The following is a 14,531-nucleotide window of genomic DNA, read 5'->3' on the forward strand; positions in this document are numbered from 1 at the left end:
GCAATCCTGCCCCGCTCTCGATTCGCGTCACGTGTTATTCGGTTTCCAGATCGATATCGATGCCGAGGGAACGAATTTCTTTGATCAACACGTTGAAGGACTCGGGCATGCCCGGCTCCATACGGTGATCGCCGTCCACGATGTTTTTGTACATCTTGGTACGACCGTTCACATCGTCCGACTTCACTGTGAGCATTTCTTGCAGAGTGTATGCAGCACCGTATGCTTCCAGTGCCCAGACCTCCATCTCCCCGAAACGCTGACCACCGAACTGCGCCTTACCACCCAGCGGCTGCTGGGTAACCAGGCTGTACGAACCGGTAGAACGAGCGTGCATCTTGTCGTCTACCAAGTGGTTCAGTTTCAGCATGTACATGTAGCCAACGGTAACTGGACGCTCGAACTTGTTGCCGGTACGGCCGTCGGTCAGCTGCATCTGGCCGCTCTCTGGCAGGTCCGCCAGTTTCAGCATCGCCTTGATTTCGCTTTCCTTGGCACCGTCGAACACCGGAGTGGCCATAGGCACACCGCCGCGCAGGTTGTTCGCCAGATCCAGAATCTCCTGATCGGAGAAGCTGTCCAGGTCTTCGTTACGACCACCGATCTGGTTGTAGATCTCATCCAGGAAGGTGCGCAGTTCTGCCACCTTACGCTGCTCTTCAACCATGCGGTTGATCTTCTCGCCCAGCCCCTTGGCCGCGAGGCCCAGGTGAGTTTCGAGAATCTGACCAACGTTCATACGCGAAGGTACGCCCAGTGGGTTGAGGACCACATCGACCGGGGTGCCATTGGCATCGTGCGGCATGTCTTCAACCGGCATGATCACGGAGACCACACCCTTGTTACCGTGACGACCGGCCATCTTGTCGCCCGGCTGAATGCGACGACGGATTGCCAGGTAGACCTTGACGATTTTCAGCACGCCTGGAGCCAGGTCATCGCCCTGCTGCAGTTTGCGCTTCTTGTCTTCGAACTTGTCGTCCAGCAGACGGCGGCGATCAACGATGTAGGCCTGAGCCTTCTCGAGCTGCTCGTTCAGAGCATCTTCAGCCATGCGCAGTTTGAACCACTGGCCATGCTCAAGACCGTCGAGAACTTCGTCGGTGATTTCCTGACCTTTCTTCAGACCGGCGCCGCCTTCGGCTTTATGGCCGACCAGAGCGGAGCGCAGACGCTCGAAGGTTGCGCCTTCAACGATGCGGAACTCTTCGTTCAGATCCTTGCGGATCTCGTCGAGCTGGCTCTTCTCGATGGACAGTGCACGAGCATCACGCTCAACGCCGTCACGAGTGAAGACCTGTACGTCAATGACAGTACCTTTGGTACCAGTAGGCACACGCAGGGATGTGTCTTTAACGTCGCTGGCTTTTTCACCGAAGATCGCGCGCAGCAGTTTCTCTTCCGGAGTCAGCTGAGTCTCGCCTTTCGGAGTGACCTTACCGACCAGGATGTCGCCTGCGCCAACTTCAGCACCTACATAAACGATACCGGCTTCGTCCAGCTTGTTCAGTGCAGCTTCACCCACGTTCGGGATGTCCGCAGTGATTTCCTCTGGGCCAAGCTTGGTGTCACGGGCCACACAGGTCAGTTCCTGGATGTGGATCGTGGTGAAGCGGTCTTCCTGAACCACACGCTCGGACAGGCAGATGGAGTCTTCGAAGTTGAAGCCGTTCCACGCCATGAACGCGATGCGCATGTTCTGACCCAGTGCCAGCTCACCCATGTCGGTGGACGGGCCGTCGGCCATGATGTCGCTGCGCTGAACCCGATCACCTTTTCTCACCAGCGGACGCTGGTTGATGCAGGTGTTCTGGTTGGAGCGGGTGTACTTGGTCAGGTTGTAGATATCAACACCGGCTTCGCCGGTCTCAACTTCGTCATCCGCAACACGAACCACGATACGACTGGCATCGACCGAGTCGATCACGCCGCCACGGCGAGCCACGACACAAACGCCGGAGTCACGGGCAACGTTGCGCTCCATGCCGGTACCTACCAGCGGCTTATCAGCACGCAGAGTCGGTACAGCCTGACGCTGCATGTTGGAACCCATCAACGCACGGTTGGCGTCGTCGTGCTCGAGGAACGGAATCAGCGACGCAGCAACCGAAACTACCTGCTTCGGCGAAACGTCCATCAAGGTGACGTCTTCCGGCGCCTTGACGGTGAATTCGTTCAAGTGACGAACAGCCACCAGCTCATCGATCAGCTGACCTTTGTCGTTCATGGTCGCCGAAGCCTGGGCGATCACGTGATCGGCCTCTTCGATGGCGGACAGGAACACGATCTCGTCAGTGACCAGAGCGTCTTTCACCACACGGTACGGGCTCTCAAGGAAGCCGTACTGGTTGGTGCGCGCATAGGCCGCCAGGGAGTTGATCAGACCGATGTTCGGACCTTCCGGCGTTTCGATCGGGCATACACGACCATAGTGAGTCGGGTGCACGTCACGAACTTCGAAGCCTGCACGCTCACGAGTCAGACCACCTGGGCCGAGTGCGGAGACACGACGCTTGTGGGTGATCTCGGAGAGCGGGTTGTTCTGGTCCATGAACTGCGACAGCTGGCTGGAACCGAAGAACTCTTTCACTGCCGCAGCCACTGGCTTGGCATTGATCAGGTCTTGCGGCATCAGGCCTTCGCTTTCGGCCATCGACAGACGCTCTTTGACCGCACGCTCTACACGCACCAGGCCAACGCGGAACTGGTTCTCGGCCATTTCGCCTACGCAACGAACACGACGGTTACCCAGGTGGTCGATGTCGTCGACGATGCCTTTACCGTTACGGATGTCGACCAGAGTCTTCAGTACGGCAACGATGTCTTCTTTGCACAGGACGCCCGAACCTTCGATCTCGGTACGACCGATACGACGGTTGAACTTCATCCGGCCAACGGCGGAGAGGTCATAGCGCTCAGGGCTGAAGAACAGGTTGTTGAACAGAGTCTCGGCAGCATCTTTGGTTGGCGGCTCGCCAGGACGCATCATGCGATAGATCTCGACCAGCGCTTCCAATTGGTTGCTGGTGGAGTCGATCTTCAGAGTGTCAGAAACGAACGGACCGCAGTCGATGTCGTTGGTGTACAGCGTTTCGATGCGAACAACCTGGGCCTTGGCGATTTTTGCCAGGATCTCGGTGTTCAGCTCGGTGTTGCACTCTGCCAGGATTTCACCAGTAGCCGGGTGCACGATAGCCTTGGCGGTGGTACGCCCCAGGACGTAGTCCAGAGGTACATCCAGCTCTTTGATACCGGCTTTTTCCAGCTGGTTGATGTGGCGAGCGGTGATACGACGACCCTGCTCGACAATAACCTTGCCCTTGTCATCCTGGATGTCCAGAACGGCAATTTCACCACGCAGGCGCTGAGGCACCAGCTCCAGGCTCAGGCTCTCGCCTTTCACGTGGAATACGTTGGTGGTGTAGAAAGCATCCAGCACTTCTTCAGTGGTGTAACCCAGCGCGCGCAGCAGAACCGACGCAGGCAGCTTGCGGCGACGGTCGATACGGACGAACACGCAGTCTTTCGGGTCGAACTCGAAGTCCAGCCACGAACCGCGGTATGGAATGATCCGCGCGGAGTACAGCAGCTTACCGGAGCTGTGCGTCTTGCCACGGTCGTGGTCGAAGAATACGCCAGGGGAACGGTGCAGCTGGGAAACGATTACACGCTCGGTACCGTTGATTACGAAGGTACCGTTCTCAGTCATCAGGGGGATTTCACCCATGTAGACTTCTTGCTCTTTGATGTCCTTGATCGCTTTGTTCGACGATTCTTTGTCGAAAATGATCAGACGAACTTTTACCCGCAAAGGTACGGCGTAAGTCACACCACGCAACACGCATTCTTTAACATCAAACGCCGGTTCGCCCAGGCGATAACCGACATACTCCAACGCAGCATTGCCGGAGTAGCTGATGATCGGGAAAACGGATTTGAAGGCCGCATGCAGGCCCACGTCGCGGAACTGATCTTTAGTCGCTCCCGCTTGCAAGAATTCACGATACGAATCCAGCTGGATGGCCAGGAGGTACGGCACATCCATGACGTCCGGCAACTTGCTAAAGTCCTTGCGGATACGTTTTTTCTCAGTATATGAGTAAGCCATCAGCGTTCCCCAGCTTGGTCACCTGCTTATTCGGCTTCTCCCGACGGGAGCAGCCAGAAAATCGTGCAAACCCTTTGGTTTGCGCCACCGCACAGGGTGGGCTACAGCACGTTAAAGGCACCGACCCAGTCGGCCGCCAATAACGGAAAAAGGCCGGTGGCAAAAGCCACCAGCCATCAGCCGTTCGCTTAAAGCTTGGGCTGGAGACACAAAGTCGATGCTTACTTGAGCTCGACTTTAGCGCCTGCTTCTTCCAGAGCTGCTTTGGCTTTGTCAGCTGCTTCTTTAGCAACAGCTTCCAGAACCATGGCAGGAGCGCCGTCAACTACAGCCTTGGCTTCTTTCAGGCCCAGACCGGTCAGTTCACGTACAGCCTTGATCACGTTAACTTTCTTCTCGCCAGCTTCGGTCAGCATGACGTTGAATTCAGTTTGCTCTTCAACAACAGCGGCAGCAGCAGCTGGGCCAGCAGCGGCAACAGCAGCGGTAACGCCGAAGGTTTCTTCCATTGCTTTGATCAGCTCAACAACTTCCAGAACGGTTTTCTGGCCGATTGCTTCGATGATTTGCTCGTTAGTCAGAGACATGACTATAAATTCCTGTATTGGGGTGACAGCCTACGCAGCCATCAAATTAAACATATGATTTTGAAAGGGCTTACGGTGCCTTAGGCAGCAGCAGCTTCTTTCTGGTCGCGAATAGCCGCCAGAGTACGAGCCAGCTTGCTGGTAGCGCCTTGAATCACGCTCATCAGCTTCGCAATAGCTTCGTCGCGAGTTGGCAGCGAAGCCAACACGTCGATCTCGTTTGCTGCGAGGTACTTGCCCTCGAACGCAGCTGCCTTGATCTCGAACTTGTCCTGACCCTTTGCGAACTCTTTGAAAATACGAGCAGCAGCGCCCGGATGTTCCTTGGAGAATGCAATCAGGGTAGGGCCGACGAACGCGTCGTTGAGCACGTCATATTGAGTGCCTTCAACAGCGCGCTTGAGCAGGGTGTTACGTACAACACGTACGTAAACACCAGCTTCGCGGGCCTCTTTACGGAGTCCGGTCATTGCGCCTACTGTCACACCGCGGGCATCAGCCACAACAGCAGACAGAGCGACTTTGGCAGCCTCGTTGACTTCAGCGACGATGGCCTTCTTGTCTTCGAGTTTAATTGCCACGGGTTTAACTCCTGCTTGTTACCGTTTCATCCAACCTAGGCTGGATGTCGTTTTGGTGTCTGATTCGGTAAGGAACCGGGAGCACCATCTGCGTAGGCTTGAGGTTTAAGACTTGCGTCGCCTACGGTCTTGGATAGCCCCCGCCAGGCAGGGACCCCAATTTTTTCAACTGGCACAATCGCTTGTGCCAGCCTATGTCTTATACGTCCAGCGAGCCTTGGTCGATGACCAGACCTGGACCCATGGTGGTGCTCAGGGTAACGCGCTTGACGTAGATACCTTTCGAAGAAGCTGGCTTGATACGCTTCAGGTCAGCGATCAGGGCTTCAACGTTTTCCTTCAGCTTGACGGCGTCGAAGCCGACCTTGCCAACGGAGGTGTGAATAATGCCGTTTTTGTCGGTGCGGTAGCGAACCTGACCAGCCTTGGCGTTCTTAACTGCCGAGGCCACGTCTGGGGTTACAGTGCCGACTTTCGGGTTAGGCATCAGGCCACGAGGACCCAGAACCTGACCCAGCTGACCTACAACGCGCATTGCATCCGGAGAAGCAATAACTACGTCATAGTTCAGGTCGCCGCCTTTCATTTCGGCAGCCAGATCATCCATACCTACGCGGTCTGCACCGGCAGCCAGAGCAGCTTCAGCAGCTGGACCCTGAGTAAACACAGCAACACGTACAGTCTTGCCAGTGCCGTGTGGCAGCACGGTAGCGCTACGAACAACCTGGTCAGATTTACGTGGGTCTACACCCAGGTTCACAGCTACGTCTACGGACTCGCTGAACTTAACGGTCGACAGCTCGGTCAGGAGAGCGGCGGCTTCTACGAAGTTGTAGGCCTTGCCTGCTTCAATCTTGCCGGCGATAGCCTTTTGGCGCTTGGTCAGCTTAGCCATTACACACCCTCCACGTTAAGGCCCATGCTACGAGCAGAACCGGCGATAGTACGCACGGCTGCATCCATATCAGCTGCAGTCAGATCCGCGTTTTTGGTTTTCGCGATTTCTTCCAGCTGAGCACGGGTAACAGTGCCAACCTTAACGGTGTTCGGACGAGCGGAACCGCTGGTCAGGCCAGCAGCTTTCTTCAGCAGAACCGAAGCAGGGGTGCTCTTAGTTTCGAAAGTGAAGCTGCGGTCACTGTAAACAGTGATGATCACAGGAGTCGGCAGACCTGGTTCAAGACCCTGAGTACGGGCGTTGAAAGCCTTGCAGAATTCCATGATGTTCACGCCGTGCTGACCCAGAGCTGGACCAACGGGCGGGCTTGGGTTGGCCTGAGCGGCCTTAACTTGCAGCTTGATGTAAGCAGTAATCTTCTTAGCCATGAGGCACTCCAATTACGGGTTCAGACGCCTAGAAAGGCTCCCCGGTTACTTGCGCGTTTATCCCAGTGACGAAAAAACCCCACAGCCTAAGGCTGCGGGGTATGGGATTCTCGTCCAGTTAGGCCTTCTCGACCTGACTGAACTCTAGCTCTACCGGAGTAGAGCGACCGAAAATGAGCACCGCCACTTGGATCCGGCTCTTTTCGTAGTTAACTTCTTCGACCGTACCGTTAAAGTCTGCGAATGGGCCGTCAGTAACACGGACCACCTCACCTGGCTCGAACAGTGTCTTAGGCTTGGGCTTATCGCTGCCATCAGCAACGCGACGCAGAATTGCTTCCGCCTCTTTATCAGTGATAGGCGCTGGCTTATCAGCAGTACCACCAATGAAACCCATGACACGAGGAGTGTCCTTGACCAAGTGCCAAGTACCCTCATTCATATCCATTTGAACCAGCACATAACCTGGAAAGAACTTGCGTTCGCTTTTGCGCTTCTGGCCATTGCGCATCTCAACCACTTCTTCAGTGGGGACCAGAATCTCGCCGAAGCCATCTTCCATGCCAGCCAGCTTTACACGCTCGATCAACGAGCGCATTACATGCTTCTCGTAACCCGAGTAAGCATGCACAACGTACCAACGCTTAGCCACGGGACACCCTTAGCCAACAATCAAGGAAACAAGCCAGCCAAGCAGGGAATCTAGCCCCCACAACAGCAACGCCATGACCAGAACCACAGCCACTACAATAAGCGTGGTCTGCGTGGTCTCTTGGCGAGTTGGCCATACGACTTTACGAATCTCAGTGCGCGCTTCCTTAACCAACACGAAGAACGACTTGCCTTTGGCAGTTTGCAGACCAATGAAGGCAGCAACTGCGGCAATGGCAAGCAGCGCCAATACGCGGTACAGGATCGGCGAAGCAGAATAGTACTGATTGCCAACAACACCAACAATCACCAAAGCAACCACAACGAGCCACTTGAGCAGATCGAAGCGAGAGCCTTGAGCTTCAGCCTTAGGAGTCATCTATGAAGATCCTGTGAAAAGAAAGCCAGACACATTGAGTGAATCTGGCAGGTCAGGAGGGAATCGAACCCCCAACCTACGGTTTTGGAGACCGTCGCTCTGCCAATTGAGCTACTGACCTAAAAACAAAATCAGGCCGACCATTATGTCGGCCCGATGGAGATATTTCAAGAACTTATTCGATCACTTTGGCTACGACGCCAGCACCGACGGTACGACCGCCTTCACGGATAGCGAAACGCAGACCATCTTCCATCGCGATGGTTTTGATCAGAGTGACAGTCATCTGAATGTTGTCACCCGGCATTACCATTTCAACGCCTTCCGGCAGCTCGCAGTTACCGGTCACGTCAGTAGTACGGAAGTAGAACTGTGGACGGTAGCCTTTGAAGAACGGAGTATGACGACCGCCTTCTTCTTTGCTCAGAACATAAACTTCAGCAGTGAACTTGGTGTGCGGCTTAACGGTGCCTGGCTTAACCAGAACCTGGCCACGCTCAACGTCGTCACGCTTGGTACCACGCAGCAGGACGCCGCAGTTCTCGCCAGCACGACCTTCATCGAGCAGCTTGCGGAACATTTCAACGCCGGTGCAGGTAGTCTTCTGAGTATCGCGCAGACCAACGATCTCAACCTCTTCCTGGATGCGAACGATGCCACGCTCAACACGGCCAGTTACCACGGTGCCACGACCGGAGATCGAGAATACGTCTTCGATTGGCATCAGGAACGGCTTGTCGATTGCACGCTCTGGCTCTGGGATGTAAGTGTCCAGAGTTTCTACCAGACGCTTAACAGCGGTGGTACCCATTTCGTTGTCGTCTTGGCCGTTCAGGGCCATCAGAGCCGAACCGATGATGATCGGAGTGTCGTCACCTGGGAAGTCGTAAGTGCTCAGCAGGTCGCGCACTTCCATCTCAACCAGTTCCAGCAGCTCAGCGTCGTCAACCATGTCAGCCTTGTTCAGGAAGACAACGATGTACGGAACGCCTACCTGACGGGACAGCAGGATGTGCTCACGAGTTTGTGGCATCGGACCATCGGCAGCCGAGCAAACCAGGATCGCGCCGTCCATCTGGGCAGCACCGGTGATCATGTTTTTGACGTAGTCGGCGTGACCTGGGCAGTCAACATGCGCGTAGTGACGAATGTGAGAATCGTACTCTACGTGCGCAGTGTTGATGGTGATACCACGAGCTTTTTCTTCTGGGGCACTGTCGATCTTGTCGAAGTCAACACGAGCCGAACCGAAAACCTCGGAACAAACGCGAGTCAGAGCAGCAGTCAGAGTGGTCTTACCGTGGTCAACGTGACCGATAGTACCCACGTTAACGTGCGGCTTATTACGTTCGAACTTTTCCTTAGCCATCGAAATCACCCCTAGGAGAAGAATTGAGCAAGTCACACAAGCCATTAAAACAAAGGCAGATATTTTCATATCTGCCTCGTTATATGGAGCTCTTGAGCGGATTTGAACCGCTGACCTCACCCTTACCAAGGGTGTGCTCTACCAACTGAGCTACAAGAGCGTAACACTTTGCAAAACCTGCAAACTTGGAGCGGGTAGCGGGAATCGAACCCGCATCATCAGCTTGGAAGGCTGAGGTTCTACCACTAAACTATACCCGCGGAGCCTGCAGCTCTCGCTAAATCTGGTGGAGGGGGAAGGATTCGAACCTTCGAAGTCGTAGACGTCAGATTTACAGTCTGATCCCTTTGGCCGCTCGGGAACCCCTCCTAAGCGAGGCAGCATTTTACACTATGCCACCTTTCTGTCAAGCATTTTCTCAATAAAATCTTGAGGTTAGCTGCGTTGACTTAGCTCTGCTGCTTTAACCTCAAAAGGTCTTCACTGCGGAGCGGGCGCCATTCTATGCAACCTATTCGACAGTTGCAAGCCCCTCACAAGGCATTATTTTATGTTTTAACTCATTGAATTCCTTAGCAAGGTTCTGCAGCTGTAGATCATCCAGCAAATGCTTGCTCTCAGGAGCCACACGTAACCAGAAACCAGAAGATCCAGGAACACTCAAGGACAGTAGCCTGACATCCGCCCCCAGCCCTATAAGCCGCTGCTCAAGCATCTGAGCCATATCTCGACGAGCAAAGCCCCCTAGATAGAGACAGCTTACATCAACCTCTCCAACCCTCCCCTTATCCCTCCGCTCGACCGAATCTGCAGACTCACTCAACAAGCGAATATCTTGCTGAGAGCCTCGATAGAGCGAGAGAGGCATAACCTCTTTCGCACGAAGAGGTGCTTCCTGCTGATGCCAGATGTAATAGAAACCATTGAGGACCAGTAACAACAGAAACAGCCAGCGCATAAATACCTCGAGACGAAAGACAAGCCTTAGTCAACTCAAAAAAACAAATCACGAACAAACTGATCCTGCGAAACCAACACAACGCCCAGAGCAGATATACAAGCCTCCCCACCTACTAGCCTAAGGTAGCGCGGGCACACTTCATGGTGTTTCGCAGCCAAACTCAAGGATCGTCACGCAACCTTAGACTGAGCTCCCCACCGCTATAAGTTTTCTCTTCACCTTCAACGCTCAACCGCAACGCCCCTTGGCGATCAATACCCAGCACGACACCATCGATCTTATTGACCCCCGCAATCAGAGACACTTCACGCCCCTGCCAGAGATGACCTTGCTCCCACTCGCCCTGGATAGCGGAGAAACCATCCAGTCGATGACGCTCAAGATAAGCCACAAGGGTCTCACTCAATCGAGCAACCAGCTGATTGCGATCAGTAACCTGTCCAGACTCCAACCTTATCGAGGTCCACTCCTGATCAACCCCCTCGGCGCTCTGCATATTCACATTAATCCCAACCCCCAGGACCACATGACACACGTCCGCAGGATCGCCCACCAGTTCCAAAAGTATTCCCGCGACCTTCTTCTGACCAACCAAAACGTCGTTTGGCCACTTCAAACCCGCCCTTGGGATTCCATACTCACGAAGGGTATGCATAACCGCCAACCCTACGACCAGACTGAGACCCTCCAGTTGCCGGAGACCTCCATCTATGCGCAAGACCAGGCTGTAATAGATATTCTCGGCAAAAGGACTTATCCACTTGCGTCCACGCCGGCCACGCCCCGCGGTCTGACGCTCAGCTAGCACAAGAAAAGGAGCCACAGCCCCCCCCTCAATGGATCGCAGCGCCTCAGCATTTGTGGAGTCGATAGAATCAAAAATTCGAACGTCCCAAGCACTACTGGGAGAAGAGCACCGACTTATCTCCGCGCTGCTCAACAAGGTGATTGGAGTGGCCAACTGATATCCACGACCTCGCACCTTATGGATGACAAGCCCCAATTCCGCCTCAAGAAGCTGTAACTGCTTCCATATAGCACTACGACTAACACCCAGCACCTCTCCGAGCGCCTGGCCCGAGTGAAATCGCCCATCCTTTAGAAGCTCTAACAACGTCGACATGCAGTATCCGCCTCACAATGAGCCCGGCATGATAGCCATGCCCAAAACCATTGCATAGAAAACACCACCCGGCGAGCAAGTCGATCGGGCAGATAAAAATCAAATCGACTTTTCTCCGCGGAAAAACAAAACCCCAATTGCTTTCGCAATTGGGGTTTCGGAATTTAATCTTGACGATGACCTACTCTCACATGGGGAAACCCCACACTACCATCGGCGATGCATCGTTTCACTTCTGAGTTCGGGATGGGATCAGGTGGTTCCAACGCTCTATGGTCGTCAAGAAATTCGGTAGCCAGTCCGTTGCTCATGCAACGTGCCAGCGAATGGGTATGTAATAGATTTGTGTGTTGTGCAAACTTTCGGTTCGTAGCGTCTTCACACACCGCAACTCGCTTCTTAAGCAAATTGCTTGGGTGTTATATGGTCAAGCCTCACGGGCAATTAGTATTGGTTAGCTCAACGCCTCACAGCGCTTACACACCCAACCTATCAACGTCGTAGTCTTCGACGGCCCTTTAGGGGATTCAAGATCCCAGTGAGATCTCATCTTGAGGCAAGTTTCCCGCTTAGATGCTTTCAGCGGTTATCTTTTCCGAACATAGCTACCCGGCAATGCCACTGGCGTGACAACCGGAACACCAGAGGTTCGTCCACTCCGGTCCTCTCGTACTAGGAGCAGCCCCTCTCAAATCTCAAACGTCCACGGCAGATAGGGACCGAACTGTCTCACGACGTTCTAAACCCAGCTCGCGTACCACTTTAAATGGCGAACAGCCATACCCTTGGGACCGGCTTCAGCCCCAGGATGTGATGAGCCGACATCGAGGTGCCAAACACCGCCGTCGATATGAACTCTTGGGCGGTATCAGCCTGTTATCCCCGGAGTACCTTTTATCCGTTGAGCGATGGCCCTTCCATACAGAACCACCGGATCACTAAGACCTACTTTCGTACCTGCTCGACGTGTCTGTCTCGCAGTCAAGCGCGCTTTTGCCTTTATACTCTACGACCGATTTCCGACCGGTCTGAGCGCACCTTCGTACTCCTCCGTTACTCTTTAGGAGGAGACCGCCCCAGTCAAACTACCCACCATACACTGTCCTCGATCCGGATAACGGACCTGAGTTAGAACCTCAAAGTTGCCAGGGTGGTATTTCAAGGATGGCTCCACGCAAACTGGCGTTCACGCTTCAAAGCCTCCCACCTATCCTACACAAGCAAATTCAAAGTCCAGTGCAAAGCTATAGTAAAGGTTCACGGGGTCTTTCCGTCTAGCCGCGGATACACTGCATCTTCACAGCGATTTCAATTTCACTGAGTCTCGGGTGGAGACAGCGCCGCCATCGTTACGCCATTCGTGCAGGTCGGAACTTACCCGACAAGGAATTTCGCTACCTTAGGACCGTTATAGTTACGGCCGCCGTTTACCGGGGCTTCGATCAAGAGCTTCGCGTTAGCTAACCCCATCAATTAACCTTCCGGCACCGGGCAGGCGTCACACCCTATACGTCCACTTTCGTGTTTGCAGAGTGCTGTGTTTTTAATAAACAGTCGCAGCGGCCTGGTATCTTCGACCGGCATGAGCTTACGGAGCAAGTCCTTCACCCTCACCGGCGCACCTTCTCCCGAAGTTACGGTGCCATTTTGCCTAGTTCCTTCACCCGAGTTCTCTCAAGCGCCTTGGTATTCTCTACCCAACCACCTGTGTCGGTTTGGGGTACGGTTCCTAGTTATCTGAAGCTTAGAAGCTTTTCTTGGAAGCATGGCATCAACCACTTCGTCACCTAAAAGGTAACTCGTCATCAGCTCTCGGCCTTAGAACCCCGGATTTACCTAAGATTCCAGCCTACCACCTTAAACTTGGACAACCAACGCCAAGCTGGCCTAGCCTTCTCCGTCCCTCCATCGCAATAACTAGAAGTACAGGAATATTAACCTGTTTTCCATCGACTACGCTTTTCAGCCTCGCCTTAGGGACCGACTAACCCTGCGTCGATTAACGTTGCGCAGGAAACCTTGGTCTTTCGGCGTGGGTGTTTTTCACACCCATTGTCGTTACTCATGTCAGCATTCGCACTTCTGATACCTCCAGCAAGCTTCTCAACTCACCTTCACAGGCTTACAGAACGCTCCTCTACCGCATCACTTACGTGATACCCGTAGCTTCGGTGTATGGTTTGAGCCCCGTTACATCTTCCGCGCAGGCCGACTCGACTAGTGAGCTATTACGCTTTCTTTAAAGGGTGGCTGCTTCTAAGCCAACCTCCTAGCTGTCTAAGCCTTCCCACATCGTTTCCCACTTAACCATAACTTTGGGACCTTAGCTGACGGTCTGGGTTGTTTCCCTTTTCACGACGGACGTTAGCACCCGCCGTGTGTCTCCCATGCTCGGCACTTGTAGGTATTCGGAGTTTGCATCGGTTTGGTAAGTCGGGATGACCCCCTAGCCGAAACAGTGCTCTACCCCCTACAGTGATACATGAGGCGCTACCTAAATAGCTTTCGAGGAGAACCAGCTATCTCCGAGCTTGATTAGCCTTTCACTCCGATCCACAGGTCATCCGCTAACTTTTCAACGGTAGTCGGTTCGGTCCTCCAGTCAGTGTTACCTAACCTTCAACCTGCCCATGGATAGATCGCCCGGTTTCGGGTCTATTCCCAGCGACTAGACGCCCTATTAAGACTCGCTTTCGCTACGCCTCCCCTATTCGGTTAAGCTCGCCACTGAAAATAAGTCGCTGACCCATTATACAAAAGGTACGCAGTCACAGAACAAAGTCTGCTCCCACTGCTTGTACGCATACGGTTTCAGGATCTATTTCACTCCCCTCTCCGGGGTTCTTTTCGCCTTTCCCTCACGGTACTAGTTCACTATCGGTCAGTCAGTAGTATTTAGCCTTGGAGGATGGTCCCCCCATATTCAGACAAGGTTTCTCGTGCCCCGTCCTACTCGATTTCATGACTAAGAGATTTTCGCGTACAGGGCTATCACCCACTATGGCCGCACTTTCCAGAGCGTTCCGCTAATCTCAAAGCCACTTAAGGGCTAGTCCCCGTTCGCTCGCCACTACTAAGGGAATCTCGGTTGATTTCTTTTCCTCAGGGTACTTAGATGTTTCAGTTCCCCTGGTTCGCCTCTTGCACCTATGTATTCAGTACAAGATAACCATCTTATGATGGCTGGGTTCCCCCATTCAGAGATCTCCGGATCAAAGTCTGTTTGCCGACTCCCCGAAGCTTATCGCAGGCTACCACGTCTTTCATCGCCTCTGACTGCCAAGGCATCCACCGTATGCGCTTCTTCACTTGACCATATAACCCCAAGCAATCTGGTTATACTATGAAGACGACATTCGCCGAAAATTTGCAATTTAACTCACAAATTTTACCTTAGCCTGATCCGTTACCAGTGAAAGTAACGTTCAGTCTATCTTTCTATCACA

10 protein-coding genes, 4 tRNA genes and 2 rRNA genes are annotated in these 14,531 nt (G+C 53.7%); all 16 read right to left on the reverse strand.

Annotated elements, in window-relative coordinates; genetic code table 11:
* Positions 1-34: 34 nt before the first annotated feature.
* Positions 35-4,108, reverse strand: a complete 4,074-nt coding sequence (gene rpoB, locus PFZ56_RS02430) for a DNA-directed RNA polymerase subunit beta (RefSeq protein WP_016968678.1) — start codon at positions 4,106-4,108, stop codon at positions 35-37.
* A 221-nt stretch (positions 4,109-4,329) separates the two neighbouring features.
* Positions 4,330-4,695 carry a 50S ribosomal protein L7/L12 gene (gene rplL, locus PFZ56_RS02435; RefSeq protein WP_011063780.1) on the reverse strand — a complete coding sequence of 122 codons (366 nt, stop codon included), beginning with the start codon at positions 4,693-4,695 and terminating at the stop codon, positions 4,330-4,332.
* Positions 4,696-4,775: 80 nt separating this feature from the next.
* Positions 4,776-5,276: a 50S ribosomal protein L10 gene (rplJ, locus tag PFZ56_RS02440; RefSeq protein WP_016968679.1), complete on the reverse strand. Its 501-nt coding sequence runs from the start codon at positions 5,274-5,276 to the stop codon at positions 4,776-4,778.
* A 199-nt stretch (positions 5,277-5,475) separates the two neighbouring features.
* The gene (gene rplA / locus PFZ56_RS02445; protein WP_011063782.1) at positions 5,476-6,171 is read right to left on the reverse strand and encodes a 50S ribosomal protein L1; all 696 of its coding nucleotides are present in this window, start codon (positions 6,169-6,171) and stop codon (positions 5,476-5,478) included.
* Positions 6,171-6,602, reverse strand: a complete 432-nt coding sequence (gene rplK, locus PFZ56_RS02450) for a 50S ribosomal protein L11 (RefSeq protein ID WP_003176435.1) — start codon at positions 6,600-6,602, stop codon at positions 6,171-6,173. Before rplK ends, rplA begins: the two co-directional genes overlap by 1 nt.
* 118 nt (positions 6,603-6,720) lie before the next feature.
* Positions 6,721-7,254, reverse strand: coding sequence for a transcription termination/antitermination protein NusG (gene nusG / locus PFZ56_RS02455; RefSeq protein ID WP_002555501.1), 534 nt, complete (start codon positions 7,252-7,254; stop codon positions 6,721-6,723).
* 9 nt (positions 7,255-7,263) lie between these two features.
* Positions 7,264-7,632 carry a preprotein translocase subunit SecE gene (secE, locus tag PFZ56_RS02460; protein WP_047306325.1) on the reverse strand — a complete coding sequence of 123 codons (369 nt, stop codon included), beginning with the start codon at positions 7,630-7,632 and terminating at the stop codon, positions 7,264-7,266.
* A 45-nt stretch (positions 7,633-7,677) separates the two neighbouring features.
* Positions 7,678-7,753, reverse strand: a tRNA-Trp gene (locus tag PFZ56_RS02465).
* A 54-nt stretch (positions 7,754-7,807) separates the two neighbouring features.
* Entirely contained in the window at positions 7,808-9,001 is a 1,194-nt protein-coding gene (tuf, locus tag PFZ56_RS02470) for an elongation factor Tu (protein WP_060841339.1), read from the reverse strand.
* Between the two features lie 84 nt (positions 9,002-9,085).
* Positions 9,086-9,161, reverse strand: a tRNA-Thr gene (locus PFZ56_RS02475).
* Positions 9,162-9,187: 26 nt separating this feature from the next.
* Positions 9,188-9,261 (reverse strand) — tRNA-Gly (locus PFZ56_RS02480).
* Between the two features lie 24 nt (positions 9,262-9,285).
* Positions 9,286-9,370, reverse strand: a tRNA-Tyr gene (locus PFZ56_RS02485).
* Positions 9,371-9,512: 142 nt separating this feature from the next.
* The gene (locus PFZ56_RS02490) at positions 9,513-9,959 is read right to left on the reverse strand and encodes a hypothetical protein (protein ID WP_170002188.1); all 447 of its coding nucleotides are present in this window, start codon (positions 9,957-9,959) and stop codon (positions 9,513-9,515) included.
* Between the two features lie 163 nt (positions 9,960-10,122).
* Positions 10,123-11,085, reverse strand: coding sequence for a bifunctional biotin--[acetyl-CoA-carboxylase] ligase/biotin operon repressor BirA (gene birA / locus PFZ56_RS02495; protein WP_170002190.1), 963 nt, complete (start codon positions 11,083-11,085; stop codon positions 10,123-10,125).
* A 168-nt stretch (positions 11,086-11,253) separates the two neighbouring features.
* Positions 11,254-11,369 (reverse strand): 5S ribosomal RNA (rrf, locus tag PFZ56_RS02500).
* Positions 11,370-11,508: 139 nt separating this feature from the next.
* A 23S ribosomal RNA gene (locus tag PFZ56_RS02505) occupies positions 11,509-14,400 on the reverse strand.
* Positions 14,401-14,531 lie beyond the last annotated feature (131 nt).

It is taken from the genome of Pseudomonas danubii (assembly GCF_042980055.1).
GTDB lineage: Bacteria > Pseudomonadota > Gammaproteobacteria > Pseudomonadales > Pseudomonadaceae > Aquipseudomonas > Aquipseudomonas danubii.

Excerpts from the sequence above, each read along its gene's own strand:
- secE (WP_047306325.1), bottom strand. The coding sequence starts at position 7,632 with ATGACTCCTAAGGCTGAAGCTCAAGGCTCTCGCTTCGATCTGCTCAAG.
- rplL (WP_011063780.1), bottom strand. The coding sequence starts at position 4,695 with ATGTCTCTGACTAACGAGCAAATCATCGAAGCAATCGGCCAGAAAACC.
- birA (WP_170002190.1), bottom strand. The coding sequence starts at position 11,085 with ATGTCGACGTTGTTAGAGCTTCTAAAGGATGGGCGATTTCACTCGGGC.
- rplA (WP_011063782.1), bottom strand. The coding sequence starts at position 6,171 with ATGGCTAAGCTGACCAAGCGCCAAAAGGCTATCGCCGGCAAGATTGAA.
- rplK (WP_003176435.1), bottom strand. The coding sequence starts at position 6,602 with ATGGCTAAGAAGATTACTGCTTACATCAAGCTGCAAGTTAAGGCCGCT.
- tuf (WP_060841339.1), bottom strand. The coding sequence starts at position 9,001 with ATGGCTAAGGAAAAGTTCGAACGTAATAAGCCGCACGTTAACGTGGGT.
- PFZ56_RS02490 (WP_170002188.1), bottom strand. The coding sequence starts at position 9,959 with ATGCGCTGGCTGTTTCTGTTGTTACTGGTCCTCAATGGTTTCTATTAC.
- rpoB (WP_016968678.1), bottom strand. The coding sequence starts at position 4,108 with ATGGCTTACTCATATACTGAGAAAAAACGTATCCGCAAGGACTTTAGC.